This window comes from Micromonospora pattaloongensis (assembly GCF_900107255.1).
GTDB classification, from domain to species: Bacteria; Actinomycetota; Actinomycetes; order Mycobacteriales; family Micromonosporaceae; genus Micromonospora_I; species Micromonospora_I pattaloongensis.
This window is the reverse complement of record NZ_FNPH01000001.1, coordinates 575,779-602,106: the sequence shown is the minus strand read 5'-3', so window position 1 is coordinate 602,106 and position 26,328 is coordinate 575,779. Positions and strand designations below refer to the sequence as shown.

At 73.0% G+C, this 26,328-nt stretch carries 31 protein-coding genes and 1 pseudogene; 22 read left to right on the top strand and 10 right to left on the bottom strand.

Annotated features, from left to right (window positions below; genetic code table 11):
- Positions 1–203: 203 nt before the first annotated feature.
- The 7 genes and pseudogenes from BLW47_RS02970 to BLW47_RS02945 all read left to right on the top strand — a co-directional run bounded on the left by BLW47_RS02970 (position 204) and on the right by BLW47_RS02945 (position 5,535).
- Positions 204–1,307 carry a hypothetical protein gene (locus tag BLW47_RS02970; protein WP_091551027.1) on the top strand — a complete coding sequence of 368 codons (1,104 nt, stop codon included), beginning with the start codon at positions 204–206 and terminating at the stop codon, positions 1,305–1,307.
- An 80-nt stretch (positions 1,308–1,387) separates the two neighbouring features.
- Entirely contained in the window at positions 1,388–2,179 is a 792-nt protein-coding gene (locus BLW47_RS02965) for an LmeA family phospholipid-binding protein (RefSeq protein ID WP_091551025.1), read from the top strand.
- A gap of 123 nt (positions 2,180–2,302) precedes the next feature.
- Positions 2,303–2,383 (top strand): annotated as a pseudogene (locus BLW47_RS25870) (Ms5788A family Cys-rich leader peptide); the annotation flags it as partial.
- A gap of 222 nt (positions 2,384–2,605) precedes the next feature.
- A complete protein-coding gene (locus BLW47_RS02960) occupies positions 2,606–3,454 on the top strand; it encodes a sulfurtransferase (RefSeq protein WP_091551023.1) in 849 nt (282 codons plus the stop codon).
- Positions 3,455–3,456: 2 nt separating this feature from the next.
- On the top strand, positions 3,457–3,777 hold the full coding sequence (locus tag BLW47_RS02955) for a DUF1416 domain-containing protein (RefSeq protein ID WP_091551020.1): 321 nt from the start codon (positions 3,457–3,459) through the stop codon (positions 3,775–3,777).
- A gap of 356 nt (positions 3,778–4,133) precedes the next feature.
- Positions 4,134–4,607 carry a winged helix-turn-helix domain-containing protein gene (locus BLW47_RS02950; RefSeq protein WP_091551018.1) on the top strand — a complete coding sequence of 158 codons (474 nt, stop codon included), beginning with the start codon at positions 4,134–4,136 and terminating at the stop codon, positions 4,605–4,607.
- 58 nt (positions 4,608–4,665) lie between these two features.
- Positions 4,666–5,535, top strand: a complete 870-nt coding sequence (locus BLW47_RS02945) for a hypothetical protein (RefSeq protein ID WP_139307143.1) — start codon at positions 4,666–4,668, stop codon at positions 5,533–5,535.
- Positions 5,536–5,559: 24 nt separating this feature from the next.
- On the opposite strand, the gene BLW47_RS02940 is transcribed toward BLW47_RS02945, so the two are convergent.
- Positions 5,560–5,922, bottom strand: coding sequence for a DsrE family protein (locus BLW47_RS02940; RefSeq protein ID WP_091551013.1), 363 nt, complete (start codon positions 5,920–5,922; stop codon positions 5,560–5,562).
- Between the two features lie 25 nt (positions 5,923–5,947).
- Between BLW47_RS02940 and mtfM the strand changes: the two genes are divergently transcribed.
- Positions 5,948–6,052, top strand: a complete 105-nt coding sequence (mtfM, locus tag BLW47_RS25745; protein ID WP_281247224.1) for a small membrane protein MtfM — start codon at positions 5,948–5,950, stop codon at positions 6,050–6,052.
- Entirely contained in the window at positions 6,046–6,636 is a 591-nt protein-coding gene (locus BLW47_RS02935) for a heme-binding beta-barrel domain-containing protein (RefSeq protein ID WP_091551010.1), read from the top strand. The genes mtfM and BLW47_RS02935 overlap by 7 nt, the downstream gene beginning before the upstream one ends.
- Positions 6,637–6,654: 18 nt before the next feature.
- Here BLW47_RS02935 and BLW47_RS02930 read toward each other — a convergent pair whose 3' ends face one another.
- On the bottom strand, positions 6,655–7,503 hold the full coding sequence (locus tag BLW47_RS02930; RefSeq protein WP_091551007.1) for an aminotransferase class IV: 849 nt from the start codon (positions 7,501–7,503) through the stop codon (positions 6,655–6,657).
- Positions 7,504–7,526: 23 nt separating this feature from the next.
- Between BLW47_RS02930 and BLW47_RS02925 the strand changes: the two genes are divergently transcribed.
- The 10 genes from BLW47_RS02925 (at position 7,527) to BLW47_RS02880 (ending at position 14,764) form a co-directional block, all read left to right on the top strand.
- Positions 7,527–7,949 (top strand): Fur family transcriptional regulator, encoded by a 423-nt coding sequence (locus BLW47_RS02925; protein WP_091551004.1) that lies wholly within the window; start codon positions 7,527–7,529, stop codon positions 7,947–7,949.
- The gene (gene ygfZ, locus BLW47_RS02920; RefSeq protein WP_091551001.1) at positions 7,946–9,031 is read left to right on the top strand and encodes a CAF17-like 4Fe-4S cluster assembly/insertion protein YgfZ; all 1,086 of its coding nucleotides are present in this window, start codon (positions 7,946–7,948) and stop codon (positions 9,029–9,031) included. The genes BLW47_RS02925 and ygfZ overlap by 4 nt, the downstream gene beginning before the upstream one ends.
- A 49-nt stretch (positions 9,032–9,080) precedes the next feature.
- On the top strand, positions 9,081–9,920 hold the full coding sequence (locus BLW47_RS02915) for a beta-keto acid cleavage family enzyme (RefSeq protein WP_091550999.1): 840 nt from the start codon (positions 9,081–9,083) through the stop codon (positions 9,918–9,920).
- 44 nt (positions 9,921–9,964) lie between these two features.
- Complete coding sequence (locus BLW47_RS02910; protein ID WP_091550996.1) at positions 9,965–10,924, top strand: asparaginase; 960 nt, start codon at positions 9,965–9,967, stop codon at positions 10,922–10,924.
- A 76-nt stretch (positions 10,925–11,000) separates the two neighbouring features.
- The gene (locus BLW47_RS02905; protein ID WP_091550993.1) at positions 11,001–11,591 is read left to right on the top strand and encodes a helix-turn-helix domain-containing protein; all 591 of its coding nucleotides are present in this window, start codon (positions 11,001–11,003) and stop codon (positions 11,589–11,591) included.
- On the top strand, positions 11,588–12,181 hold the full coding sequence (locus BLW47_RS02900; protein WP_091550990.1) for a hypothetical protein: 594 nt from the start codon (positions 11,588–11,590) through the stop codon (positions 12,179–12,181). The genes BLW47_RS02905 and BLW47_RS02900 overlap by 4 nt, the downstream gene beginning before the upstream one ends.
- A 69-nt stretch (positions 12,182–12,250) precedes the next feature.
- The gene (locus tag BLW47_RS02895; RefSeq protein ID WP_091550988.1) at positions 12,251–12,568 is read left to right on the top strand and encodes a DUF2516 family protein; all 318 of its coding nucleotides are present in this window, start codon (positions 12,251–12,253) and stop codon (positions 12,566–12,568) included.
- Positions 12,565–13,452, top strand: coding sequence for an alpha/beta fold hydrolase (locus BLW47_RS02890; protein WP_091550986.1), 888 nt, complete (start codon positions 12,565–12,567; stop codon positions 13,450–13,452). Before BLW47_RS02895 ends, BLW47_RS02890 begins: the two co-directional genes overlap by 4 nt.
- Positions 13,453–13,536: 84 nt before the next feature.
- Entirely contained in the window at positions 13,537–13,929 is a 393-nt protein-coding gene (locus BLW47_RS02885) for a hypothetical protein (RefSeq protein WP_139307142.1), read from the top strand.
- Positions 13,930–13,990: 61 nt separating this feature from the next.
- Complete coding sequence (locus BLW47_RS02880; protein ID WP_281247223.1) at positions 13,991–14,764, top strand: EI24 domain-containing protein; 774 nt, start codon at positions 13,991–13,993, stop codon at positions 14,762–14,764.
- Between the two features lie 10 nt (positions 14,765–14,774).
- On the opposite strand, the gene BLW47_RS02875 is transcribed toward BLW47_RS02880, so the two are convergent.
- The 6 genes from BLW47_RS02875 to BLW47_RS02850 all read right to left on the bottom strand — a co-directional run bounded on the left by BLW47_RS02875 (position 14,775) and on the right by BLW47_RS02850 (position 21,497).
- Positions 14,775–15,791: a LacI family DNA-binding transcriptional regulator gene (locus BLW47_RS02875; protein WP_091550981.1), complete on the bottom strand. Its 1,017-nt coding sequence runs from the start codon at positions 15,789–15,791 to the stop codon at positions 14,775–14,777.
- Between the two features lie 21 nt (positions 15,792–15,812).
- Entirely contained in the window at positions 15,813–17,204 is a 1,392-nt protein-coding gene (locus BLW47_RS02870) for a GH1 family beta-glucosidase (RefSeq protein WP_091552433.1), read from the bottom strand.
- Positions 17,205–17,242: 38 nt separating this feature from the next.
- Entirely contained in the window at positions 17,243–18,124 is an 882-nt protein-coding gene (locus BLW47_RS02865; RefSeq protein ID WP_091550979.1) for a carbohydrate ABC transporter permease, read from the bottom strand.
- A gap of 2 nt (positions 18,125–18,126) precedes the next feature.
- Complete coding sequence (locus tag BLW47_RS02860; RefSeq protein ID WP_091550976.1) at positions 18,127–19,137, bottom strand: carbohydrate ABC transporter permease; 1,011 nt, start codon at positions 19,135–19,137, stop codon at positions 18,127–18,129.
- Between the two features lie 120 nt (positions 19,138–19,257).
- On the bottom strand, positions 19,258–20,562 hold the full coding sequence (locus BLW47_RS02855) for an ABC transporter substrate-binding protein (RefSeq protein WP_091550973.1): 1,305 nt from the start codon (positions 20,560–20,562) through the stop codon (positions 19,258–19,260).
- Between the two features lie 170 nt (positions 20,563–20,732).
- Positions 20,733–21,497: a maleylpyruvate isomerase family mycothiol-dependent enzyme gene (locus BLW47_RS02850; RefSeq protein WP_091550971.1), complete on the bottom strand. Its 765-nt coding sequence runs from the start codon at positions 21,495–21,497 to the stop codon at positions 20,733–20,735.
- Between the two features lie 58 nt (positions 21,498–21,555).
- Here BLW47_RS02850 and BLW47_RS02845 point away from each other — a divergent pair, with 58 nt between their 5' ends.
- Complete coding sequence (locus tag BLW47_RS02845) at positions 21,556–22,653, top strand: UDP-N-acetylmuramate dehydrogenase (protein WP_425435312.1); 1,098 nt, start codon at positions 21,556–21,558, stop codon at positions 22,651–22,653.
- On the opposite strand, the gene BLW47_RS02840 is transcribed toward BLW47_RS02845, so the two are convergent.
- Both BLW47_RS02840 and BLW47_RS02835 read right to left on the bottom strand, forming a co-directional pair.
- On the bottom strand, positions 22,637–23,452 hold the full coding sequence (locus BLW47_RS02840; protein ID WP_091550966.1) for an SAM-dependent methyltransferase: 816 nt from the start codon (positions 23,450–23,452) through the stop codon (positions 22,637–22,639). The genes BLW47_RS02845 and BLW47_RS02840 overlap by 17 nt on opposite strands.
- A gap of 4 nt (positions 23,453–23,456) precedes the next feature.
- Complete coding sequence (locus tag BLW47_RS02835; protein WP_091550964.1) at positions 23,457–24,227, bottom strand: SDR family NAD(P)-dependent oxidoreductase; 771 nt, start codon at positions 24,225–24,227, stop codon at positions 23,457–23,459.
- Positions 24,228–24,414: 187 nt separating this feature from the next.
- Between BLW47_RS02835 and mshA the strand changes: the two genes are divergently transcribed.
- Both mshA and BLW47_RS02825 read left to right on the top strand, forming a co-directional pair.
- On the top strand, positions 24,415–25,788 hold the full coding sequence (gene mshA, locus BLW47_RS02830) for a D-inositol-3-phosphate glycosyltransferase (RefSeq protein ID WP_091550962.1): 1,374 nt from the start codon (positions 24,415–24,417) through the stop codon (positions 25,786–25,788).
- The gene (locus BLW47_RS02825) at positions 25,785–26,312 is read left to right on the top strand and encodes a type III secretion system chaperone family protein (RefSeq protein ID WP_091552430.1); all 528 of its coding nucleotides are present in this window, start codon (positions 25,785–25,787) and stop codon (positions 26,310–26,312) included. The genes mshA and BLW47_RS02825 overlap by 4 nt, the downstream gene beginning before the upstream one ends.
- Positions 26,313–26,328 lie beyond the last annotated feature (16 nt).

Genomic DNA, 26,328 nt, shown 5'->3' with positions numbered 1-26,328 from the left:
GGCGCAGGGCCGCTCACCGCAGAGAAATCGTCGGTCCCGGCGTCGCTGACGGGCGGGTAAGTCCTGATCGTAACCGACCCGGCCCGCCTGAGGCGCCTGCGCTGTCCGTTCAGTTTGACTATCCGGTCACAACGGTCACCCCCGGCGCTGGCGCCCCCGCCGCGCCGGACGCGCCGCCGCGCCGGATCTGGCACGATCGGGGCGTGTTCCCCTCCACACCTCCCGACACGGGTCGCGACCCGTGGTCCGACGGCGGCCGTCCGGCGCCCCCGGGGCCGCCGCGCGGCGTCGCGCCGCACGGCCGCGGCGTCGTGCCCAGCCAGTCCGCCGCGCCGCACCCGGAGCCGGAAGGCGGGTCGGAGCCGGGGCGCCGGCGCGAGCGGGCCGGCGGTCGGGCTTCGCGGCGCGGGCCCGACCGGGGGGCCGAGCCGACCGGCGGCGAGGACGCGGAGACGCCGCAGGACGAGGTGGAGCCGGTGCCCATCCGCCGGCCGCTCTCCGTGGCGATCGCCGGCTTCGCCGCGTTGCTCGGCATCGGTCTGGTCTTCGGGGCGCAGACCGCGGGCCCGGGCAGCGCGCGGATCCCGTTCGCCGTGGTCGTGTTCGGGGTGCAGGTGCTCTTCGTCCTGGCCTGGACGATGGCGATCCGACCGCCGGCGCTTCCGGTGGTGGCGGTGATCAGCCTGGTGGTCGCCGGCGCCGCCGACATCGCGGCGGTGGCGCCGCAGGTCGCCTCGCTCGCGCCGTTGGGCTACGTGGCCGCGGCCGGCTTCATGGCGGGGGTGCTCGGCCAGCTCGTCCGGCCGCACGACCGGGCCCGGGCCACCGACTCGCTCGGCTCGACCCTATTGATCATGGTCGGCGTCGTCTCCTTCGGCACCCTCGTCGTGCTCAGCCGGATCCCGGTCGGCACGCAGGCGATCTTCGTGTCGCTCGCCGCCGCCGGTGTGGCGCTGATGGTGGCCCGGCTGACCGACGCCGTGCTGCCCTGGCCGCGGCTCGCGCCGCAGGTGCCGCGGGGCGCGGCCGGCGTGGTGCTCGGGGCCATGCTGGGCACGTTGACCAGCGCCGTGATCGGGATCTACCTGGTGGGCTTCACTCCGACCAGCGCCGCCGTGGTCGGGCTCGTCTCGGCCGGCACGGCCGTGCTGGCCGACCTCGCCGTCGGGTACGCGGAGGCGGGCCGCCAGATGGCCGGCCAGCCTCCCACGATGTGGGTGGCGCGGCACATGCAGGGACCGCTCGGCGGCTTCGCCCTGGCCGCACCGGTCGCGTACGCGATCAGTGTGTTGTTTCTCGGCACCTGAGTGACGGCCGGCGAAACGGGGTAGATCCCCGGACAGACAATGGTCGATCATCCGACGGCGGCGCGGCAGGGGAGGCGGGCGTGGCAGAGAGCTACCCGGTGTACGGACAGGACCGGCCGCGCCGGCGGTGGGGCCGCCGGCTGCTGATCACGGCGATCGTCCTGCTGCTGGTCCTCGCCGGCCTGCTCGTCGTCGCCGACCGGGTGGCGGCCAACTACGCCGAGGACCGGATCGCCGACGAGGTGCGGCAGCAGGTGGCCCAGCAGCAGCTGCACTCGTCGCCGCCGAGCGTGACCGTCGGCGGGTTCCCCTTCCTGACCCAGGTGCTCGACGGCCGGTACCGGTCGATCGGCATCGTGCTGCGCGACGTGCGGGGCGAGGTGTCGGGCGCGAGCGTGCGGCTGCCGCAGCTGGACGTGGAGGCGCGGGACGTGATCGCGTCGCTGGACACGCTGCGTAGCGGGCAGGGCGACGTCATCGCGCGGACCGTGGACGGGAAGGCGACGATCTCGTACGAGAGTGTGGCCGAGTTCATCAAGCAGCCGGGCGTGCAGCTCTCCGAGCAGAACGGCAAGCTCGCGGTGACCGCTCCGTTGCAGGTGCTGAACTCGCAGGTGACCGTGCGCGGCACTGCCGACCTGACGGTGGCCGATGGCCAGGTGCGGCTGCGCTTCGCCGAGCTCGCCGCCGACGGGCTGCCGAGGATTCCCGCGGCGCAGGCGCTGGTCAACGCGTACGCCCAGCAGATCTCCGTCGCGGTGCCGCTGCCGAAGCTGCCGTTCCGGCTCGACGTGCGCGAGGTGCGGCCCACCCCGGACGGGCTCGCGGTCACGGCCACGGCGACGGACGTGCCCATCAACGGGGTCGCCTGAGGCGACGTGCCATCAACGGGGTCGCCTGAGGCGACGTGCCATCAACGGGGTCGCCTGAGGCGGGTCACGTCCCGGATCGTGGTCAGCCCTGGGAGGGCCGCTGGCCTGGCTGGTAAGCTGCCCCCCATGGGGACGTTCCTCACCAAACGGCGCGCGGTCGACCTGTGCCGCGTGGCCACCTGCCTGTGTCGCCCCGCCATCTGACGGCGGGGTCACCTCTGCAGGTCTTCTGCCGGCCTCGGCTTTCCGGCCGGCGACGGACCCTCTGAACCCTTTACCGCCCGGCAGCGGCGCCGTCGCACGTACCCGTGATCCGTCCTAACTGGGTCCCGCGCGTGGTGCGACAACTGATCATCCGCGCGCAGGCTCACCGTCTTCCAATCTCCCCGACGATTCGTGGGGAGGCATCAACCAGGGAGTGATCTGATGAGTCGCGACACCGCACTCGTTTCGGCCGACTGGGCCGAGAAGAACATCGACGCCCCGGGCGTCGTCTTCGTCGAGGTCGACGAGGACACCAGCGCCTACGACACCGGCCACATCCAGGGCGCGATCAAGCTCAGCTGGAGCGTCGACCTGCGCGACCCGGTGCGCCGGGACATCGTCAACAAGTCTCAGTTCGAGGCGCTGCTCTCCGAGCGGGGCATCAGCAACGACGACACCGTGATCCTCTACGGCGGCAACAACAACTGGTTCGCCGCCTACGCGTACTGGTACTTCAAGCTCTACGGCCACCGCGAGGTGAAGCTGATCGACGGCGGCCGCAAGAAGTGGGAGCTCGACGGCCGTCCGCTGGTCACCGAGGTGCCGTCCCGCGCCGCCACCCAGTACGTCGCCCAGGAGCCCGACCTGTCGATCCGGGCGTTCCGCGACGAGGTCGTTGACTCGATCGGCAAGAAGGGCCTGCTGGACGTCCGCTCGCCCGACGAGTTCGCCGGCCGGCTGCTCGCCCCGGCGCACCTGCCCCAGGAGGCGGCGCAGCGCGCCGGCCACGTCCCGACCGCGGTGAACGTGCCCTGGTCGAAGGCGGCCAACGAGGACGGCACCTTCAAGTCCGACGACGAGCTGCGCGCCCTCTACACCGAGGCCGGCCTCGACTTCGACAAGGACCTCATCGCCTACTGCCGGATCGGCGAGCGCTCCTCGCACTCGTGGTTCGTGCTGAAGGAGCTGCTCGGCCACCAGAACGTGAAGAACTACGACGGTTCGTGGGCCGAGTACGGGTCGCTGGTCGGTGTGCCGGTGGCCCTCGGCGACGAGCCCGGGCAGGCGTGACGATGGCCGCCGTCATCGACTCCGGCTGCGCTGCGCCGGACCAGGCCGCGCCGCTGTCGACGAGCGTCGACCTGGAGCGCGAGACCGTGATCACCGGCACCGTCCTGGCCTCCTCCGGTGAGGTCGTCGCCGGGGCGTACGTCCGGCTCCTCGACGCCACCGGCGAGTTCACGGCGGAGGTCGTGACCTCCCCGGCCGGCCAGTTCCGGTTCTTCGCCGCGCCCGGCACCTGGACGCTGCGGGCGCTGTCCCGGCACGGCAACGGCGACGCCTCGGTGACCGCCGGTCGCGGGATCAACGAGGTCGCCGTCACCGTCGCGTGAGGCGCATAGGACGCATGTGGTGAGGGGCCCGCCGGTTCAACCGGCGGGCCCCTCACCGTCTCCCCCTTGTTCCGGCCCCGTGCGGGCCGTCGACTCCCATCCCGCGAACCCGGGCAAAACGGCGCCGCCGTGCAGCCCCTGGGCGGCGTTGATGTACGCACCGTGCCCCCACGGCGGCTCGGAGTCATGGTTTAGTGGCAGCGGTAGTCATCAATAGGTGCTGCCGAGCCGGCTTCGGGCAGTGCCCGGGCGGTCCGTCAGGGATGCCGGATGCCCGACGTATCGGTGCTTGTCGCTGTTGACTCGCCGCCGGAAACGGCGTTGTCTGGGAAGACGCGGCGACCGGGAGGTTTGCGGTGGTCAATGGGGAAGTTCCACTGGTCGTGTGCGTTTCCGCGGACGTCGCGGTCCGGGAGCGCGTCGTCCGGCGGCTCGACGACTGCGGCACGGTGGTGGTCTGCACCGACCTCGCCGAGCTGCGGGCGATGCTCTTTCCGGCGCCCCCGACCGAGCAGGCCGGTCAACCCGGACCGGTCGTCCTCGGCGACCTGGTCGTCGACACCCGCGGTCACCTCGTGACGTGGCGGGAACAGCCGCTGTCGTTGACGCGGCTGGAGCGGGAGCTGCTGGCCCGGCTCGCGAGCCCGCCGATCGCCGTCTGGACGTACGAGCGGCTCTTCGGCTCCGTCTGGGGCGGCGCGTACCTCGGCGACACCGCGATCCTGCACTCCGCGGTGAAGCGGTTGCGCCGCAAGCTGCGCTCGGCCGAGGGCGGCCCGGAGGTGCAGACCGTACGCGGCGTCGGCTACCGCCTCGCCCTCCCCACCTGACCCGCCCGCGCGCATCCCGCCGTGCGGAGCGCTTTCCCCGACCTGGCACCATGGCCCGGTGACCAGCGACCCCGCGGCCCCACCCCCGACGCCGAGGCAGCCCGCGCCGCGGCCGTCCCGACGGCGCGGCCGTTGGCCGCTCGCGGTGGTGGTCGTCTGGGCGCTGCTGCTCGTCGGGCTCGGCTACCTGTCGGCGCGCCGCGACCCGCCGAGCGTCCGCGAGCAGCGGAGCATCGGGCAGGCCACGCCGGTGGTCGACCGCGCGACCGCCCAGCTGCTCGTCGCGGCCGGGCGTGACGTGGTGGCGGACATCGCGGGCCGCACCCTCGACGAGGGGTGCCGGATCACCCCGTTGCGCTCCGGGGGTGTCCTGTACAGCGAACTCACCCTCTATACGTCCGAGGCGGGCGGACCGGCGCTGCTCGACCGGATCGCGGGCGCTCTGCCGGGCTCCTACGGCGCGCGGGTGCGGCACGACGCCGATCAGGGGACGCACGCGCTGCGGGCCGACGCGGGCGAGTTCGTGACGATCCGCGGGCGGGTGGATCCGCCGGGGGCGGTCATCCTGACGGTGTCGACCGGCTGTCGCCCGGTCGACGTCCAGGTCGCGGATCTGGCGGTCGGCAGGCCCATCGACGAGGAGCCGATGCGGGTGCTGGCCGCGCTCGGCGCCGCCGGGGTTCAGTCGGGACGGACCGTCGGGGTCAGCTGCCCGGTCGGGAGCGCGATGTTCACCGCGCACGCCACGGGGCGCGTCGACGGCGATCGACCGTTCGCCGACGCGCTGCGGCCGCTTCGGGCCGGCGCCACCGTCGTGCTCGACACGCCCGAACGCTTCGCCTATCGCACCGAAACGCGGGGGGTCGTCGTGCAGCGCGGCGACGACCAGGTGCGGGTCAGCGTCACGGCCGCCTGCGCGGCCGGCTGATCACGCGGTACGTCCGCGCAGGCGTCAGTAGACGAGCGCCTGCGCGCCCTCGGCGAGCGTCTCCTCGACGAAGACGGCCGCACCGGCGATCCGTACGCCGGGGATCACGTCGTCCTCGCCGATCTCGCGGCGCGCCGCGCACTGCGTGCAGACCGTTACCCGGCCGCTGGTCAGGATCACGTGCAGCAGTTCGGCGAGCGGCGCCGAGTGCGGCAACTCGAACTCCTGCGCCCGTCCGGGCAGCGCGAACCACGACGACTCGCCGGTCAGCCAGAGCGAGACCTCGACGCCGGACGCCGCCGCGGTGGCCGCCACCGTGAACGCCTGCGAGCAGCGCTCCGGAGCATCCGATCCCGCGGTGGCCTTGACGACGAGAGTGCGAGCCATGGGGCCAGCATAGGATGACCTTGTCATGGTTACCGAGATTGGGTTCGTCAGCCTGCTGGTCGCCGCCCTGGGCGCGCTGGCCGGCGGTTTGGTGTATCTCGCGGTGCGCATTTCGAGAGGACGCTGGTGAGTGAGAATCCGCTGCAGCCGCCCTGGCTGAACGCGCCGCCGGTGGACCCGTACCCGTACGAGGAGAGCCACGACCTGCGCGTCGGTCCGAAGCTGCACCCGGCGGTGGACCGGCTGTTGCCGTACATCGGGGTGTGGCGCGGGCGGGGGCGCGGCGGCTACCCGACGATCGAGGACTTCGACTACGCGCAGGAGATCCGGATCAGCCACGACGGCCGGCCGTTCCTGCAGTACGAGTCGCGGGCCTGGCTGCTCGACGAGGAGTCCCGGCCGGTCCGCCCGGCGGGCCGGGAGCTCGGCTGGTGGCGGCCGGTGATGGACGGCGACCGGGCGACCGACGAGCTCGAGGTCATGATGATCAACCCGACCGGGGTGATGGAGCTCTACCTCGGGAAGGTGACCGGGACGCGGGTGGAGATGGCGACCGACGCGGTCGTGCGTACCGCCACGGCGAAGGAGGTCACGGGGGGCCACCGCCTCTTCGGCATCGTCGAGGGCGCGCTGCTCTACGCCCAGGAGATGGCCGCCGTCGGCCACGGCCTCTCCCCGCACCTCTCCGCCCGCCTGATCCGCGTCGGCGGCTGACCCGCAGGCCCACGCGGGTTAGGGGAAGCCGAGCAGGGTGCGCAGCGCGGGGGTGTGCGGGCTGGGTGCAAGTGGCGCTCCGTCCAGGGTGCGGAGCTCCGCCAGGCCGCGTAGCGATGAGGTGAGCCAGACGCCGCCCGCGTCGGTGCGCAGCTGATCGGGGGTCACCATCCGGTGCTCGGCCGACCAGCCGAGGGTTCGCGCCTGCTCCAGCAGCCAGCCGGCGGTGACGCCGGGCAGGATGCCGGTGTCGGCGGGGGGCACGGTGCAGAGCACGTCGCCGTGGAGCCAGACCAGGTTCGCGGTCGGCGCCTCCAGCGCGTACCCCTCGGTGGAGGTCCAGAGCACGTCGTCGACGCCGTTGGCGGCGGCCCAGCGGCGGGCGGCGAGATTCGGCGCGTACGACGTGGACTTGATGCCGGCGGGCAGCCAGCCCAGTCCGGCGCGCGCTCCCGCGGGGACGCCGAGCGGCAGTGTGGCGACGGCGATGCCGGCGTGCCGGGCCCGGATCGCGCCCGGATCCACCTCGGACAGCGTCGCGAACACCACCGGCGGCCCGCCGCCCTCGGCGCCGCGCGTGCAGACCAGCCGCAGCGCCCCTTCCGTGCCGGCCGGCCAGCCGGCGCAGACCTCGTCGAGCAGGGCGGTCAGTTCGGCCGACGGCGGCAACGGCAGCGCGATCGCCGCCGCGGCGGCGCGGAGCCGGGCGAGGTGCCGCTCGGGCAGCCACGGCCGGGCGTCCCGGACGTGCATCGTCTCGAAGAGCCCGTCGCCGTGCAGCACGGCGCGGTCGGTGACGGGCAGCACCGGCGTGTCGGCGGGCACCACGCCGCGGCCGAGCACCGCGACGACCTGACGGCGGGACATGGCTCCCACACTATGATCGGACGGTGTCGGAATCATCCCTGGCGGAGATGCTGCGGTCGCGCGGTCTGCGGTTGACCGCGCAGCGGCAGCTGATCCTGGAGGCCGTCTACGAGCTGGGGCACGCGACACCCGAGCAGGTGCACTCGGCGGTACGCGAGGTCGCGGCCGGGGTCAACATCACCACCATCTACCGGACCCTCGAACTGCTCGAAGAGCTCGGGTTGGTCACCCACACGCACCTGTCGCACGGGTCGCCGACCTATCACCGGGCCGGCGCCGACCAGCACGTGCACCTGGTGTGCCGGTCGTGCGGCACGGTGACGGAGCTGGACCCGGCGCTGCTGGAGCCGTTGGCGCGGCAGCTGGAGGAGCGGCAGGGCTTCTCGGTCGACATCGGGCACGTGGCGCTGTTCGGGGTCTGTCGGCAATGCGGGGAGCGAGAATGATCAACATAGCGGGCGCGGTGGCCGTCGAGGCCATCGACGAGGAGTCGCGCGACGCCGGTGTGGCGGCGCATTACGGCGACCCGATGCGCGAGCAGCGGATCCTGGCCACGGAGGTGGGGCTGGTCGACCGGTCGCACCGCGGGGTGGTCGCGGTGCCGGGTGCGGAGCGGATCGGCTGGCTGCACACGCTCACCACCCAGCACTTGGCGAACCTGGGAAGCGGCGAGGGGACGGAGCTGCTGGTGCTCTCGCCGCACGGGCACGTCGAGCACCACGCGCTGGTCGCCGAGGACGGCGGCACGACCTGGCTGGACACCGAGCCGGGCGCGGCGGCGGAGCTGCTGGGCTTCCTGGAGAAGATGCGGTTCTTCACCCGGGTCGAGCCGCGCGACGCGACCGCCGAATGGGCCGTGCTCTCGCTGGTCGGCCCGCGCGCGGCCGAGGCGGCCGCCGCCCTGGGCGTCGACGGGCTGGCCGAGCCCGACGCGCTGCCGGTGCCGGGTCCGAAGTTCGCCGCCGGCGAGCTGCCACCCCGCCCCACCACGAGGTACGCCGTGCGGCCGTTGCCCGGCGACGGCGCGGGCTGGGCGCGCCGGGTGCGCCTCGGCGTGGACCTGCTGGTGCCGCGGACGGCGATCGAGGAGGTCGCCGGTCGGCTCGTGGCCGCGGGGGTGCCGGCGGCCGGGCTCTGGGCGTACGAGGCGCTCCGGGTGGCGGCCCGGATCCCGCGGGTGGGTTTCGAGACCGACCACCGCACCATCCCCGCCGAGATCGATCTGGTGGCGCCCGCCGTGCATCTCGACAAGGGGTGCTACCGCGGGCAGGAGACGGTGGCCCGGGTGCACAACCTCGGCCGCCCGCCGCGCCGGCTCGTGCTGCTGCACCTCGACGGCATCGCCACCGATCAGCCGCCGGCGGTCGGCACGCCGGTGACCAGCGAGGGGCGGACCGTGGGCTTCGTCGGCACCGCCGTACGCCACTTCGAGCTCGGCATGGTGGCGCTCGCGGTGGTCAAGCGCAACGTCGCCGACGACGCGCCGCTGCTCGTCGGCGAGTCGGCGGCCGCGATCGACCCAGCCTGACCCGCGCCGGTGGGGCGAGTGGATCATCGGGTGTGCGAGTATCACTGACATGACAACAATGACGTTGATCACGGTTGCGCCGACCGGTGCGGAGTCGACCAAGGCGGCGGTGCCGGCGTTGCCGGTGACCCTCGACGAGCTGGTCACGACGGCCAAGGAGTGCGAGGCGCTCGGCGCGTCCGTGATCCACGTCCACATCCGCGACGACGACGCGCGCCCCACCCTCGATCCGGGCCGCCTGCGTGACACCGTCGCCGCGTTGCGCGACAGCACCGATCTGATCGTGCAGCTCTCCACCGGTGGCGCCGTCACCGACCCCGAGGCCGACCGGATCCGCGTGCTCGGCGCCGCGCCGGACATGGCCTCCTGCACGATGGGCACGGTCAACTTCGGCGACGACGTGTTCCTCAACCGGTGGGACTTCATCGTCGCGCTGCACGCCTCGATGCAGGAGCTCGGCATCGTGCCGGAGTACGAGATCTTCGACCTCGGGCACCTGACCGCGCTGCAGCGGCTGCTCGACAAGCACGGGCTGCCGGCCGGGGGGCACGTACACGTCGACCTGGTGATGGGGGTGCCCGGCGGGATGCCGGGGACGACGGAGGCGCTGGTCGCGTGCCGGCAGGCGATGCGCGATCTGCCGGAGGGCACCACGTTCTCCGCCACCGGCATCGGCCGCGCCACGATCCCGGTCATGCTGGCGTCGCTGTCGGCCGGCGGACACCTCCGGGTCGGGATGGAGGACACGATCACGTACGCGAAGGGGCAGCCGGTCGAGTCGAACATGCAGCTCGTCGCCCGCGCCGTCGGCTTCGCGCAGCTCGCCCAGCGTCCGCCGGCGACCACCGCCGAGGCGCGGCGGCTGCTCGGCGTTCCCGCGCGGTCCTGACGTTGCCGGCGGCGGAGAGCGGCGTGATGGGTACGGTCGGAAAAATGGGTAAGACGTACGAGGGCGGGGTTCCGCTCGCCGAGGTGGTCCGCTCCGGTTTCGTGGAGGGGTTCCACCGCGGTTCGGTGGTGGTGCTCGACGCCGACGGAGCGGTGCTGAGCTCGGCGGGGGATATCGCATCGCCGATCTTTCCGCGCTCGTCCAACAAGCCGATGCAGGCGGTCGGGATGCTCCGCGCCGGGCTGCGGCTCGCCGACCCGGCCGACCTCGCTCTCGTCTGTGCCAGCCACTACGGCGAGGAATTCCACCTGGCCCGGGTGCGCGCGCTGCTGCGCACCGCCGGCCTCAACGAGTCCGCGCTGGGCTGCCCGCCGGACATGCCGATCGGGTCGGAGGCCGCGGCCGCGGTGCTGCGCGCCGGCGGTGGCCCGGCGCGGATCCAGATGAACTGCTCGGGCAAGCACACCGGAATGCTGTTGACCTGCCTGGCGGCGGGCTGGCCGACCGAGGAGTACTGGACGCCGGAGCACCCGCTGCAGCAGCACCTCAGCGCGGCGGTGGAGGAGTTCGCGCGGGAGCCGGTCGGCGCGCGGGGGATCGACGGGTGCGGGGCGCCCGTGCTCGCCATCTCGTTGACCGGTCTGGCCGGCGCGTACCTGCGGCTGGTCTCCGGCGCGCCGGGCTCGGTCGAGCAGACGGTCGCGTCCGCGATGCGGGCGCACCCGGCGATCGTCGCCGGCACGACCGCCGAGGACACCCGGCTGATGACCGGCGTGCCCGGGCTGCTCGCGAAGGGCGGCGCCGAGGGCGTCCTCGCGGTCGCGATTCCCGGGGTGGGCGCCGTCGCGATGAAGATCGACGATGGTCAGATGCGTCCGCGGATGCCGGTGCTGGCCTCCGCGCTGCGGCGACTCGGCGCCGAGCCGCCGGTGCTCGCGGAGTTGGCCGAGGTGCCGTTGTTCGGCGGCGGTCAGCGCGTCGGCGAGGTGCGCGCCATCTGGTGACGCGGGTGACCGGCGTCGCTAACTCCCGCTAGCACATCGCTTGCAGTTGCAAGCAGCGCCGGCTACCGTCGTATTCATGGCCAGCCCGAAGGATCTGCCCCGCGACGTCGGCGGCTTCATCCGCGACCTGCGGCGCAACGCGAAGATTTCGCTGCGGCAACTCGCCGAGCAGGCCGGGGTGAGCAACCCGTACCTCAGCCAGATCGAGCGCGGCCTGCGCAAGCCGAGCGCGGAGGTGCTGCAGCAGCTCGCCAGCGCGCTGCGGGTCTCCACCCCGGTCATGTACCTGCGCGCCGGACTGCTCGACGACAACAACGGTCAGGGCGTGCTCGCCGCGATCGCGGCGGACAACGAGCTGACGATGTCGCAGAAGCAGTCGCTGAGTCAGATCTACGAGACGTTCCGCCGGGAGAACGCCCGGCTCGCGGAGGCCGAGGCGGCGCCCGCGCCCGACGCGACCACCGCCGCCGGGGCCGCTCCGGCAGCCGAGCGACCGGCGACCCCGACCGACGGCGCGCTGGAGTCCGTCGCCGTCACCGAGGCCGGCGCCACCCCCACCCCGAAGCGCAAACCCGGAAGGCGGGCCGCCACCGAGGCGAGCCGGCCCCGCCGGGAAGGAACCGGACCGAACCGCGCGGCCGCATCCGTGGCCGAGGAGGAGAAATGATGACCGAGCCCAGGACTACCCGTATCCCCGCCCCGCTCTACGCCGTCGCCGGCGCCGGCGACCTCGCCTACCAGCAGCTGCGCAAGCTGCCGGACGTCGTCACCGAGCTCGGCGGCAAGGCCGTGACGACCACGGTGGAGCTGCGCGAGAAGGCCGCCGCGACGCTGCGCGCCGCCAACACCACCGAGCTGCGCGAGAAGGCAGCCGCGACGCTGCGCGCCGCCAACACCACCGCGGTCACGCTGCGGGACAAGGCCGCCGGCCGGGAGTTCGACGTGGAGCGCCTCCGCGAGGCCGCCACCCGGAACACCGCCGCGCTGGTCTCCAACGCGCAGGCCGCGCAGCAGCGGGCGGTCGCCGCGTACGACGCCCTCGTCGCGCACGGTGAGCGCGTCGTCGGCGCCGGCGTCGTGCAGGCCGCCGACACCGTCAACGCCGACATCGAGGCCACCGAAGCGCCGGCGGAGACCACCGAGGCGCCGGCGGAGGTGGCCGCCACCCCGGCCGACGTCGCCGAGGTCGTCGCGGAGAACGCGGTACCCGCGAAGGCCACGAAGGCCGCCAAGCGCACCCGCGCCGCCGCCAAGTAACGACCGCCGTGGAAGCCCCGGGTGCGGCAGATGCCGCCCACCCGGGGCTTCCGGCATAAACTTCACCGCATGGTCTCTGCCGCGCCGCTCTTCTACCAGGACGTCAGACTCGTCATCGACCTGGCGCTTCTCGTCTTCGCCGTGGTCGTGGAGGGCGTCGCGTTCGTGCACTGCCTCACCCAGCGCTCCGACGCGTTCCCGGCGATCGGCACCCTCCCCAAGGGAGGCTGGCTGCTCATCCTCGGGCTCTGCCTGCTCCTCACGCTGGTGGGAGGCTTCGGCGCGACGAGCATCTTCGGCCTGATCGGGATCGCCGCGGCTCTCATCTACCTGCTCGACGTCCGGATCGGGCTGCGTGACCTCACCGATGGCAAAGGCTTCTGGTGAGAGGTTTCCGCTGGCCGCCACCGCCTGACGGGGGCCCGCGGACGTACGGACCGGGGCCCACCGCGCCGCGCACCGGCCGGCCGGCGCTGCCGGAGCCCGAGACGGAACTCGTCGCGACGCCGCACGGCGTGCGGCTCGAGCAGCTGATCACCGGCGTCGGCGACCCGGTGACGGTGTTCGCGCACGGCTTCGCCAGCGGCATCGCCGTCACCCGGCCGCTCGGCAGCGGGGTGGCCGGCCGCAAGGTCTTCTTCCAGTTCCGTGGCCACGGCCGCTCGGACGCCCCGGCCGGGCCGTGGAGTTACGGTGAGCTCGCCCGCGACCTGCGCGCCGTCGCCGACCTCTCCGGCGCGAGCAGGGCCGTCGGCGTGAGCCTCGGCGCCGGGGCGCTCTGCCAGGTGCTGGCGGAGAGCCCGGAGCGCTTCGAGCGGGCGGTGTTCTTCCTGCCCGCCGTGCTCGACAGGTCGCGGGCGACCGCGGCCCGGCAGCGGCTGACGGACCTCATCGCGACGGTCGAGGCCGGCGACCTGTCGGCGGTGGCCGACGTGGTCTCCACCGAGCTGCCCGCTGCCGTGCGCAACACCCCCGCCGGCTGGGCCTACCTGCGACAGCGGATCGACCAGCTGATGCGCGACGGCCTGGCCCCGGCGCTCGCCGGCCTGCTCGACGACGTCCCGGTCCGCGACCCCGCCGCGCTCGCCCCCGTGACCGCCCGGTCGCTCGTGATCGGCTGCGTCGGCGACGAGCTGCACCCGGTCGAGGTGGCCGAGCGACTCGCGGCCGCGCTGCCCGGGGCGGAGCTGCACGTGTACGACAAGCCGGGCGTGCTCTGGACGAACCGCGCCGACCTGCGGGAGCGGGTCGCGGGCTTCCTGAACGGATAGCGGAGTCCGTCCGCGACACGCTCGGGTTCACCCGCGCGCCGACGCGTAACCAATGGCCCCGAATAGCGGTGTTCCTGTGTGCAGATGTCACCCCAGAAGGTCTTCGCGCTGATCGTGGTGCTCGGGATGCCGTTCGCAGTCTCGGCCGGCTGGGCCTGGGCGGACCGGGCCGCGCCGGCGCGGTCGGCGCCGGCCGGGATCGCGGCGATGGGTGCGGCGGCGACCGGCGTCGTCCCGCCGGCGACGCCCCGGCCGAGCGAGACCGGCGCCGCGCGCGTGGTGCCCGGATGGACGCCCAGGACGGTGCGGCCGTCGATCGCCCGGAGCCGGACCGTGCCGTCCACGCCGGCCGCGCCGCCGACCCTGGCGCCGTCGGCCCCCGTGCCGTCGCCGACGCCCGAGCTGACCGCGCAGCCCACCGTGGAACCCTCAAGCCCGCCGACCCCGACCCCGACCGTGACGGCCTTTCCCCGCTGAGCCCCGACCGGCGGGGCGCTCGCCGCGCCACCGTGGACGGGGGGCACTACGCTTCCCCGTCGTGAAGGGACCTCAGAGCGCGTTCAACCAGTTCTTCGGGGGCGTCGTGCTGCTCGGCCGCGGCCTCGGGATGTACGTGAGCAGTCCTCGTCTGCTGCTGCTCGGCACGATCCCGGCGCTGATCTCCGGCGCGCTCTTCGTCGCCGCGTACGCCACGCTGATCTATTTCGTCTCCGACCTGGCGGACATGCTCACCCCGTTCGCCGACGGCTGGTCGGAGGGCGCCCGTGACCTGGTCCGGTTCGTGGTCGCGGGAGCGTTGCTCGCCATCGGCGCGCTGGTCGGCGTGCTCACCTTCACCGCGATCACGCTGCTGATCGGGGATCCGTTCTACGAGAAGATCTCGGAGCGGGTGGAGGAGCGCTACGGCGGCGTGCCCGACCAGGTCGAGGTGCCGTGGCGGGTGTCGCTGCGGCACAGCCTGCTCGACTCGCTCCGGCTGGTGTTGATGTCGCTGCTCATCGGCATCCCGCTCTTCCTCGGCGGGTTCATCCCGGTCGTCGGGCAGACCGTCGTGCCGGTGCTCGGGGCCGTCATCGGTGGCTGGTTCCTGGCGGTGGAGCTGGTGGCCGCCCCGTTCTACCGGCGCGGGCTCCGGCTCCCCGACCGCCGGGCCCTGCTGAAGGCCAACCGGCCGCTGGCGTTGGGCTTCGGGGTGGCCGTGTTCTGCTGCTTCCTGATTCCGCTCGGCGCGGTGCTGGTGATGCCCGCCGCGGTGGCCGGCGGCACGCTGCTCGCCCGCCGGGTCTTCGGCCTGCCGACCGAGGCCGCGTGACGGAGGTCCGTCAGGAGCTTTCCCGGACGATCAGCTCGGTGGGGAGGATCAGCGCCAGCTCGATCTCCTCGCCCGCGGCGAGCCGCAACAGCTGGCGCGTCATCTCGCGCCCCATCTCGTGGATCGGCTGCCGGACCGTGCTCAGCGGCGGATCCGTGTAGCGCGCGATCTCGATGTCGTCGAAGCCGATCACGGCCACGTCGTCCGGCACCCGCCGCCCCGCCTCGCGCAGCGTGCGCAGCGCGCCGTGCGCCATCAGGTCGGAGGCGACGAAGACCGCGTCCAGGTGCGGGTCGTCGTTGAGCAGCTGCCGCATGGCCTGCGCGCCGGACTCCCGGGTGAAGTCGCCGACCGCGACGATCGAGCGGCAGCCCGAGTCCTGCAGCGCGTTGCGGTAGCCGGTGAGTCGGTCTATCCCGCCGACCATGTCCTGCGGCCCGGCGATGGTGGCGATCCGTCGCCGACCGGAGTCGAGCAGGTGCCGCACCGCCGTGGTCACGCCGCCGACGTGGTCGACGTCGACGTACGGCACCGACGCGGCGGCGCGACCGAGCGGGCGGCCGTTGCAGATCACCGGGATGCCCATCCGGGCCAGGGCGCCGGGCAGCGGGTCCACGCCGTGCATGGAGGCGAACATGACGCCGTCGACGTGGCGGCCGGTCGCGTACCGCTCGATCCGCTCCTGGCTGGCGGTCGAGCTGGCCATCATCAGCACGAGCTGCTTGTCCGCGGCCTCCAGCTCCTGGCTGACGCCGCGGATGATGCCGGGGAAGAACTGGTCGTCGGAGAAGACCCGGGTGGCCGACTCGGGCAGCACCAGCGCGATCGAGTCGGTCCGCTGGGTCACCAGGCTGCGGGCCGCGAGGTTGGGCACGTAGCCCAGCTCGCGCACAGCCTGCCGGACCGCCTCCTGGATGGGTTCGGCGACGGTGGTCGAGCCGTTGACGACGCGGGAGACGGTGGCCCGGGAGACGCCGGCGCGCCGGGCCACCGCCTCCAGCGTGGGTCGCTCCCGGGCCGTCGTCATGCCGCGTCCTCCACAGTTCGATCACAGCCCATTACGGTGGATAACCTCCTGATACCACCGTGCGCTGTCCTTCGGCACCCGTCGCTGGGTCAGATAGTCGACGTAGATGATCCCGAACCGCTTGCGGTAGCCCTCGGCCCACTCGAAGTTGTCCAGCAACGACCATACGAGATAGCCGCGCAGGTCGACGCCACGGGCGATCGCCTCGTGCGCCGCCCGCAGGTGCCCGTCGAGGTAGCTGACCCGGTCGGCGTCGTGTACCCGGCCGTCGGTGCCGGGGGCGTCCCGGTGGAACTTGTCGTCGAACGCGGCGCCGTTCTCCGTCACGATCATCGGGACGCCGGGGTAGTCGTTCGAGATCCGCTCCAGCAGCGCGGTCAGGCCGCCGGGCTCGATCATCCAGCCCATGTCGGTCAGCGGCCCGACCGGCGGCAGGAACTCGATCCCCTCGGTGCCGGGGTACGCGCCGCCGCCCCCGGCCGCGCCGGGACGCGCCGCGACGTAGGTGGGGGCGTAGTAGTTGACCCCGAGCAGGTCGATCGGCGCCCCGATCAGCTTCTCGTCGCCCGCCCGGAGATAGCCGAGATCGGTGAACCGGGCGACGTGCTCCAGGACGTCGGCGGGGTACTGGCCGCGGAGCAGCGGGTCGAAGAAGATCCGGTTGTGCAGCCCGTCGACGAGGCGGACCGCCTGGGCGTCGGTGGGGCTCTCCGGGTCGGCGGGGAAGACCGCGGCCGGGTTCAGGGTGATCCCGACGGTGGTCGCGCCGGCGGCGCGCAGCGCCGCCGCCCCCAGGCCGTGCGCGAGCAGCAGATGGTGCACGGCGGCGAAGGTGGCCGCCGGGTCCTGCCGCCCGGGCGCGTGCACGCCGTTGCCGTAGCCGAGGTACGCCGAGCACCACGGCTCGTTGAGCGTGGTCCAGGTGGTGACCCGGTCGCCGAGGCGGCCGTAGACGGCGGCGGCGTAGTCGGCGAAGCGCTCGGCGGTCTCCCGGTTCGTCCAGCCGCCCCGGTCCTCCAGCGTCTGCGGCAGGTCCCAGTGGTAGAGCGTGATGATCGGGTCGATGTCGCGACCGCGCAGCTCGTCGACGAGCCGGTCGTAGAAGTCCAGCCCGCGCGGGTTGACCGGGCCGGAGCCGTCGGGCTGGATCCGCGGCCACGCCACCGAGAACCGGTACGCGTGCAGCCCGAGCTCCGCCATCAGCGCGACGTCGTCGGGGTACCGGTGGTAGTGGTCGCACGCCACGTCGCCGGTGTGTCCGGCGTGCACCTTGCCGGGCGTACGGCAGAAGGTGTCCCAGATGGACGGGCCGCGCCCGTCGTCGTGCGCCGCGCCCTCGATCTGGTACGCGGCGGTGGCCGCGCCCCAGACGAAGCCCTCGGGAAACCGGACCGGGGTCGCCGCCGGCTCCAGCAACGCGCTGCCGGTCACCGCCGGCCGATCGAAGCTGTTCACGCCTTGACCGCACCTTCCATGATTCCGCCGATGATCTGACGGCCGAACACGATGAATACGAACAGTAGTGGAAGCGTAGCGATCGCGGTTCCGGTGAAGATCTGTGACATGTCCTGGTAGTAACCGTTCGACAGGGCGCGCAGCGAGAGCTGCACGGTGGGGTTCTCCGGATCGTTGAGGACCGCGTACGGCCAGAGGAAGTCGTTCCAGGTGGTCATGAACGTCAACAGCCCCAGTACGGCGGCGGCCGGACGCAGCGCCGGCAGCACCACGTTCCAGTAGATCCGCACGGTGCTGCAGCCGTCGACCCGGGCCGCCTCGATGAGCTCGTTGCTGACCGCCTGGCTGGCGTACTGGCGCATCATGAACACGCCGAAGCCGGTGACCAGACCGGGCACGATCACCGCCTGCAGCCGGTCGTTCCAGTTCAGCTCCGACATCAGCATGTAGAGCGGGATGACGCCGAGCTGGGTGGGGACCATCATCGTCGCGATGATCACCAGGAGCAGCCCGTTGCGGCCGCGGAACCGCAGCTTGGCGAAGGCGAAGCCGGCCAGTGACGAGAAGAAGACCACCGAGACCGTCACCGCGCCGGCCACGATCGCCGAGTTGAGCATGCCGGTCAGGAAGTGCGCGTCCGGGTTGCCGAGCAACCGTTCCACGTTGCCCGGCAGGTTGCCGCCGGGCGTCACCGGCGGCGGCAGCTGCCCCATCGCGTCGTTGGAGCGGGTGGCCACCACGAACATCCAGTAGATCGGGAAGACGGAGAGCAGACCGGTGAGGATGAGCGCGCCGTACGTGAGCCGGCTGGCGCTCCAGAGCTGTCCGCCGGCGCCGCCGCGGGGCGGTCGGGCGGCGAGGTTGCCGAGACTGACCATGGTCACTCCCCTCCGGTCTGGTTCTTGCCGAGCCCGCGGATGACCAGCACGTTGATGATCGCCACGATCGCGATCAGCGCGAAGAGCATCCAGGCGATCGCGGAGCCGTACCCGAAGTTGAAGTGCGGGGCGAACGCGTTCTCGAACATGTACATGGTCATCGTCTGGGACTCGCGCATCGGCCCGCCCCGGATCGGGTTGGTGCCGGAGTTGAAGAGCAGCGGCTCGGTGAAGAGCTGCAGCCCGCCGATGGTCGAGACGATGACGCAGAAGATGATGGTCGGTCGCAGCATCGGCACGGTGATGGACCAGAACTGGCGGGCCTGCCGGGCGCCGTCGAGCGCCGCCGCCTCGTACAGGTCGCGGGGGATGGCCTGCATGGCGGCGAGGAAGATCAGCGCGTTGTAGCCGGTCCACCGCCAGTCGACCATCGTGGAGACCGCGATCCAGGCGGTGAGCTTGCTGCCCTTCCAGTCGATGCCGTCGACGCCGACGAGATCGAGCAGCCAGTTGATCATCCCGAACTCGCGGCTGAAGAGCTGCCCGAAGACGATCGCGACCGCCGCGGTGGAGGTGATGTTGGGGATCAGCACCCCCATCCGGAACAGCGTGCGGGCGCGCAGCCCGCGGTTGAGCAGGTGGGCCAGCCAGAGCGCGAGCAGCAGCTGCGGCACGGTGGAGATGACGAAGATGCCGAGCGTGTTGACCACCGAGTTCCAGAAGTCGGGGTCGCCCAGCAGCCGCTGGTAGTTCTCCAGGCCGACGAAGGGGTGGTCCTCGGCGAGCAGGTCCCAGTCGTGCAGCGAGACCCAGAGGGTGTAGCCGAGGGGGTAGGCGCCGAAGATCGCGAAGAGGATGAAGAACGGCGCGATGTAGAGGTAGGGGGAGACCTTCAGGTCGAATCGGTTCAGCCGGGCGCGTACGGGCCGGTCGGCGTGGCGGTGCCGGGGCGGCGGCCCGGAGCCGGCCGTCGCGCCCGGGTGGGGCGCGTCGACCTCCAGACGCAGACTCATCGGATTTCCTTAGCGGTCGAGGGGACGGGCGGAAACGGGCCGGTGCGACTGGCGGCGGGGCCGACGGCGTTGTCCGCCGTCAGCCCCGCGCGTCGCGTCCGCGGGCTACCTGTCCGCGGGCTACTTGTCCGCGGCCTTCTTCGCGTTGGCCGTCGCGTCCTGCCAGCCCTTATCCGGGGTGCGCTGCCCCAGCTCCACCGTCCGGACCGCGTTCTCGACCTCGGTGCGCACCGCCTGGTTGCGCGGTCCCATGTAGACCGGCTTCAGGCTCTTCGCGCCCGCGCCGAAGATCTGCCCGACCGGGGCGTCGCTGAAGTACGGGTTGGTCGCGTCCTTGATCGCCGGGTCGTCGAGGGCCTGCGGGGACGAGGGGAGCGGGCCCTTGGCCTTGAACGCGCCGATCTGCCCCTGCGGGTTGGTCAGGAACTTGGCCAGCTCGATAGCCTCGGCCTGGTGCTTGCTCTGCCGCGGCACGGCGAGGAACGAACCACCCCAGTTGCCGCCGTTGCCCGGCACCGACGCGATGTCCCACTTGCCCTTCGCGGCGGGGCCGGCGTTCTGCTCGATCACGCCGGTGAGCCAGGCGGGGCAGGCGATGGTGGCGAACTTGGCCTGCTTGAACGCGGCCACCCACTCCTCCGACCAGGCGCCGTACTTGCCGGAGAGGCCCGAGTCGATCACGTCCATCGTGATGTCCCAGGCCTGCCGCACCGCCGGGTTGCTGTCCACGACGAGCTTGTCGCTGGTGTCGTAGTAGTGGTAGCCGGTGCTGTTGCCCGCGGTCTGCAACACGATGGTGTTGAAGGTGTTGGTCGCGGCGTCGAGGAACGCGGCGCCGGTGTTCGCCGCCTTGAAGCGCTCGCCGACCTTGATGTACTCCTGCCACGTCGGCCAGAGCTTGGAGACCTCCGCGCGGTCGGTGGGCAGGCCGGCCTTGGCGAAGAGGTCCTTGCGGTAGCACATCGCCATGCCGCCGACGTCGGTGCCGAGGCCGATCAGCTGCTTACCGTCCGCGGTGAGGGCCTGGTTCCACTTCCACTCCATGAAGTTGCCCTTGAGGTCCGCGGCCCCGTGGTCGAGCAGGTTGACGAAGTTCTTCGGGTTCGCCTTGTACTCGACGAGCAGCCCCTCCTCGATCGCGACGATGTCGCCGGCGCCCTTGCCGGAGGCGAGCCACTGCGTCAGCTTGGGCGAGTACTCGTCCAGGTTGCCACCGGTGCCGCGCTCGACGATCTTCACGTTGGGGTGGCTGTCCATGTACTGCTTGTAGAGCTCGTCGTATCCGAACTGACCGAAGACGTCCACGGTCAGGGTGATCTTGCCGTCGGCGCTCGTCTCTTCGGCGCCGCCGCAGGCGGCGACCGCGGTGAGCGCGGCCAAGGCGGCGGCGGCCGCGACGACGCGGCGGCGCGGGGTGACGCCCATTGTGACCCCTCTCAGGTCGTGACGGGGTGGGGGTTGACGTGCAGGTGAGAGCGCTCTCACGGAAGAGTGGACCGGGGTCACCGGCGTGTCAAGAGAGCGCTCTCAGAAAGTTGCGAGCGTGTTACCCGGGCGGTCCCCGGTCGGGTCGATCGCGGGTGGGCCGGGCGGGCTCAGCGGTCGGTGCGCAGCGCTTCCAGCAGCATCGGGTCCCCGGCGACCGCGAAGACGTCGAAACCGACCCGGCCCCAGAGCGCGAGCAGCAGGTCACTGGCGGTGCCGGAGGCCGTCGTCCGGGTGTTGTGGTCGTCGCTGTCCAGGATCGTGTCCGTGTCGAGCAGCGCGACGCCGTCGCCGCGCAGCCGCAGGTACCACTCCTGCGCCGCGTCCACCGCGATCAACTGCACCACGCCGTACGGCGCGAGGTCCGCCCGTCGCCGCCCCGCCGGCAGCCAGGTGTCGAGCACCTCGCTCACCCCGTCCGCCGCGAGCTTCGCCTCGATCGGCTCGGTCCCGCCGATCGACATCTGCGCGTCCCAGCGGTGCACCGCGGTCTCGTGCGCCATCCGCCGGGGCCAGAAGCCGGCCCGCTTCGCCTGCGGCGCCCAGTTGTACGCCGGCAGCTCGGGGTCGAGCGCGTCGAACTGCAGCATCAGCTGGTCGAACTCGTGCTGCCACCAGTCGACCGCGGCCGCCCCGCCGGGCACCCCGTCGGCGCTCGGCCCGCCGGCGGGCGGCTCCGTGACGCCGCGCGCCACATGTCCGCGCACCCAGGCGTAGAGCGCGCCGAGGTGCTGAACGAGATCGGTCACCGTCCATCCGGGGCACGACGGCACGGGGGTGTCCGGCTCCGCCTCACGGACCGCGGCGAGGAACGCCGGTCCCTCCGCGCGCAGTGCTCCGATCCAGAAATCCTTGGTCCCGTGCAGTCTGCTCATCGCGTCCTCCGGATTGACCGGACCGCCCGTGGCTCGGCCCGGCTCCCTCCAGCCTAGGGTGAATAGCGTGCCTGACGTTAGCGCCGACGCGCCAACCGCCGCGGACCCGACCGCCCCGCGATCGCTGGGAAGTTTCACCACCCTGCAGTTGGGCGGACCGCCCCAGCGACTCGTCGTGGCGGCGGATGTGGACGGATTGGTGGAAAGAGTACGCGAAGCCGCGCTGCTCCAGAGCCCGACGCTGATCCTGGCCGGCGGCAGCAACGTCGTGATCGACGACGCCGGCTTCCCCGGGACCGTCGTGCTGGTCCGCTCCCGCGGCGTGCGCGTGGTCGCCGAGGGGGCCGGGACGGTCACGGTGCGGGTCGAGGCCGGCGAACCGTGGGACGAGCTGGTGGCCGCCACCGTCGAGGCGGGCTGGCCGGGGCTGGAGTGCCTCTCCGGCATCCCGGGCAGCACCGGCGCCACCCCGATCCAGAACGTCGGAGCGTACGGCCAGGAGGTGGCCGAGACGATCACCTCGGTGCGGGTCTACGACCGGGTCGCCGACGAGGTGCGGACGATGCCGGCGGAGGAATGCCGGTTCGGCTACCGCGGCAGCGTCTTCAAGCACAACGACCGCTGGGTGGTGCTCTCCGTCGACTTCCGGCTGGCCCGCTCGCCGCTGTCGACCCCGATCCGGTACGCGGAGCTGGCCCGGACGCTCGGCGTCGAGGTCGGCGACCGCGTCCCGCTCGCGGCCGCCCGCGCCGCCGTGCTCGCGCTGCGGGCCGGGAAGGGCATGGTGCTGAACCCCGCCGACCCGGACACCCGCTCGGTCGGCTCGTTCTTCACCAACCCCGTGCTGGACCCGGCGGCGTACGCGCTGTTCCGCGAGCGCGCCCGGGACGCCGGCGAGCCGCCCTGCTGGCCGGGGCCGGACGGGGTGGTGAAGGTGAGCGCGGCGTGGCTGATCGACCGGGCCGGCTTCCCGAAGGGGTATTCCGGGCCCGGTGGGGTGGCCATCTCCACCAAGCACACGCTCGCGCTGACGAACCGGGGCGGGGGCTCGACCCGGGCGCTGTTGGCGCTCGCGGCCGAGATCCGCGACGGGGTGCGCGAGCGCTTCGGCGTGACCCTGCACCCCGAGCCGGTCCTGGTCAACTGCGCGCTGTGACCGGCCCGCCCGGCGCGACCGCGGACCAGGCCACCGTCAGCTCGCCGAGCCGCCACCGCGACGGCCGGTCCAGCAGCGGCCACCCGGCCTCGCCGAGCGCGGTGATCGCGCGCACCCAGCGCTGCCGCGGGCCGAAGGTGGCGTACGGCGCGGCGGCCCGCCAGCCGTCGTCGAGGGCGCGGATGAGCGCGTGGACCGGCTCGCCGGGGACGTTCCGGTGGATCAGGGCCTTCGGCAGCCGTTCGGCGAGCTCGGCGGGGGACTCCAGGGTGGCGAGCCGCGCGGCCAGCGTGAGCGTCCGCGGGCCGGACGCGTCGAGCAGCACCCAGGAGGCGAGCCGCCCCAGCTCGTCGCAGGTCCCCTCGACGATCACCCCGTCCGGGGCGAGCCCGGCGGTCATCGTCCGCCACGCCCCGGCGACCTCCGCCTCGTCGTACTGCCGAAGCACGTTAAACGCCCGGACCAGCACCGGGCGCAGCCCGGCCAGCTCGAAGCCGCCCCGCGCGAAGGTCAACCGGGGCGGGTCGGCGGCGGGCGCCGCGGCCGCGACCCGGGCCGGGTCGATCTCCAGTCCGACCACGCGGACGTCCGGGCGGACGGCGGCGGCCAGCCGCGCCCGCAGCTCGATCGCGGTGATCGGTGTGGCGCCGTAGCCGAGGTCGACCACGAGCGGGTCGGACGCGTCGGCGAGCAGGTCACGGCAGGTGACCGCGATCCAGTTGTCGACCCGGCGCAGCCGGTTGGGGTTGGTCGTGCCGCGGGTCACGACCCCCTGGGGGCGCGGCGCGGAACGCGACACGCGATCACCCCGCCGTGACCCGGTGCACCTTGTGCTGCGCGGCCTGGGCGAGCGGCCGGACGACCAGCCGATCCACGTTGACGTGGTGCGGCCGCGTCGCGCACCACGCGATGCAGTCCGCGACGTCGTCGGCGACCAGCGGCTCCGGCACTCCCTCGTAGACGGCCGCCGCCCGGTCCGCGTCCCCGCCGAAGCGCACCAGGGAGAACTCGTCGGTCCGGACCATGCCGGGATCGATCTCGATCACCCGGACCGGTCGCCCGCACAGCTCCAGCCGCAGCGTGCCGGTGAGCGCGGTCTGCGCGTGCTTCGCGGCCGTGTAGCCGCCGCCGCCCTCGTACACCGTGAACCCGGCGGTCGAGCCGACCACCACCACCGTGCCGGCGCCGGACGCCTCCAGCGCCGGCAGCAGCGCCTGGGTCACCCGCAGGGTGCCGAGCACGTTCACCTCGTACATCCACTGCCAGTCCGCGACCGACCCGGTCGCGACCGGGTCGAGCCCGTGCGCCCCGCCGGCGTTGTTGACCAGCAGCGTGACCGGTCCGGGCAGGTCGGCGACGGCGGCCGCCAGACCGGCCACCGACTCGTCGGAGGTGATGTCGCAGCAGATCGCGGTGGCGGTGCCCCCGGCCGTGTCGATCTCGGCGACCAGGTCCGCGAGCCGGTCCGCGCGGCGGGCCGCCGCGACCACGTGGAAGCCCTCCGTGGCCAGCCGGCGGGCCGTGGCCGCGCCGATCCCGCTGGAGGCGCCGGTGACGATCGCGATTGGGGTCATCCCGTCATTCTTTCCCACCGTCGCCGTCGTGGCCGGAGAGAGGTGGATCACGTCCGCAGGCGTGCCGGGATCGTCGCGGGGAAGATGTATCGCGGTCTGACGGTTTTTGCCGGAGGCCGAGTGTCGCCGGCGTCGCGTGCCGCCGGCGGCGTGCGGGCCGTCGGAGCGTCAGCCGGAAGGAGTAGACGTGGCGGATGTGCAGAGCGGGCGGGCGCGGCTCCGGCCGGCGCAGTCCTGGCCCACCCCGCGACGCGTCGCGACCGTTTCGGTGCACACCTCGCCACTGGACCAGCCGGGCACCGGCGACGCCGGCGGGATGAACGTGTACGTCGTCGAGGTGGCCAAGCAGCTGGCCCGGGTGGGCGTCGAGGTGGAGATCTTCACCCGCGCCACCGCCAGCGGACTGCCCCCGGTCGTGGAGATGACCCCCGGGGTGCGGGTCCGGCACATCATGTCGGGCCCGCTGGAGCCGCTGCCCAAGGAGGACCTCCCCGCCCAGCTCTGCGCCTTCACCACCGGGGTACTGCGCGCCGAGGCCGCCCGCGCCCCCGGCTTCTACGACCTGATCCACTCGCACTACTGGCTGTCCGGGCAGGTGGGCTGGCTCGCCAAGGACCGCTGGGGGGTGCCGCTGGTTCACACCGCACACACCCTGGCCAAGGTGAAGAACGCGCAGCTGGCCGTCGGTGACCGGCCGGAGCCCAACGCGCGGGTGATCGGCGAGGAGCAGGTGGTCGCCGAGGCCGACCGGCTGGTGGCCAACACGCAGGTCGAGGCGCGCGACCTGATCGCGCGCTACGACGCCGATCCCGAGCGGGTCGCGGTCGTCGCGCCCGGCGTCGACCTGGAGCGCTTCCGGCCGGCCGCCGCCGGCCGGGAGACGGCCGCCCGGCGCGACGCGCGGCGCCGGCTCGGCCTGCCGGAGCAGGGGTACGTGGTCGTCTTCGTCGGCCGGATCCAGCCCCTCAAGGCCCCGGACGTGCTGCTGCACGCCGTCGCGGCGCTGCGCCGGCGCGATCCCCGGCTCGCGGAGCAGTTGACGCTGCTGGTGGTGGGCGGGCCGAGCGGCACCGGACTCGACCGCCCGAGCGCCTTGATCGAGCTCGGCGCGACGCTGGGGGTCTCGGACGCCGTCCGGTTCCTGCCCCCGCAGGCCGGCGACGACCTCGCCGCCCTCTACCGGGCCGCCGACCTGGTCGCGGTCCCCTCGCACAACGAGTCGTTCGGACTGGTCGCCCTGGAGGCGCAGGCCTGCGGCACCCCGGTGGTCGCGGCCGCGGTCGGCGGGCTGGTCACCGCCGTACGCGACGCCACGAGCGGGATCCTCATCGACGGGCACGACCCGGTCGACTGGGCACGGGTCCTCGGCGGTCTGCTGGCCGCGCCCGGTCGGCGGGCGGAGCTGGCCCGGGGCGCGGTCGCGCACGCGCGGCAGTTCTCCTGGGCGCGCACTGCGGAGCGGCTGCTCGAGGTCTACCGTGGGGCCGTGACAGATCACCGGGGCAGGATCACGTCCGAGTTGGCCGGTGACGCCGCCGCGCTGGGGGCCGGCGCGTGGTGAGCCCGCGCGAGGCGGTGGCCGAGCTGATCGAGTCGGTCTGCGCGGAGCGCGAGCTGGCCTGGGAGAAGACCGGCGAGTTCTCGTACGCGGTCACGCTGCCGGGCACCCACAAGCTCAAGACGGTGTGCAACCTCATCGTCGGCGAGCACGCGCTGCGGGTCGAGGCGTTCGTGATGCGGCAGCCGGACGAGCGCCGTGAGGAGCTCTGGTCGTGGCTGCTGCAACGCAACGCGCGGATGTACGGGGTGGCGTTCTCGATCGACGCCAACGGCGACGTCTACCTGACCGGGCGGACGGGGCTGGGCGGCATCAGCGAGGACGAGCTGGACCGGCTGCTCGGGTCCGTGCTCACGTACGCCGACGACTCGTTCGACTCGATGCTCGAGATCGGCTTCGGCACCGCCATCCGCCGGGAGTGGGAATGGCGGGTCAAGCGCGGGGAGTCGCTGGCCAACCTGCAGGCCTTCGCGCACCTGTTCGAGCCGTCGACCGCCGCCGACGCTCCGGGTTTGGACCGACCCTGACGGGTACTGCTTCCGC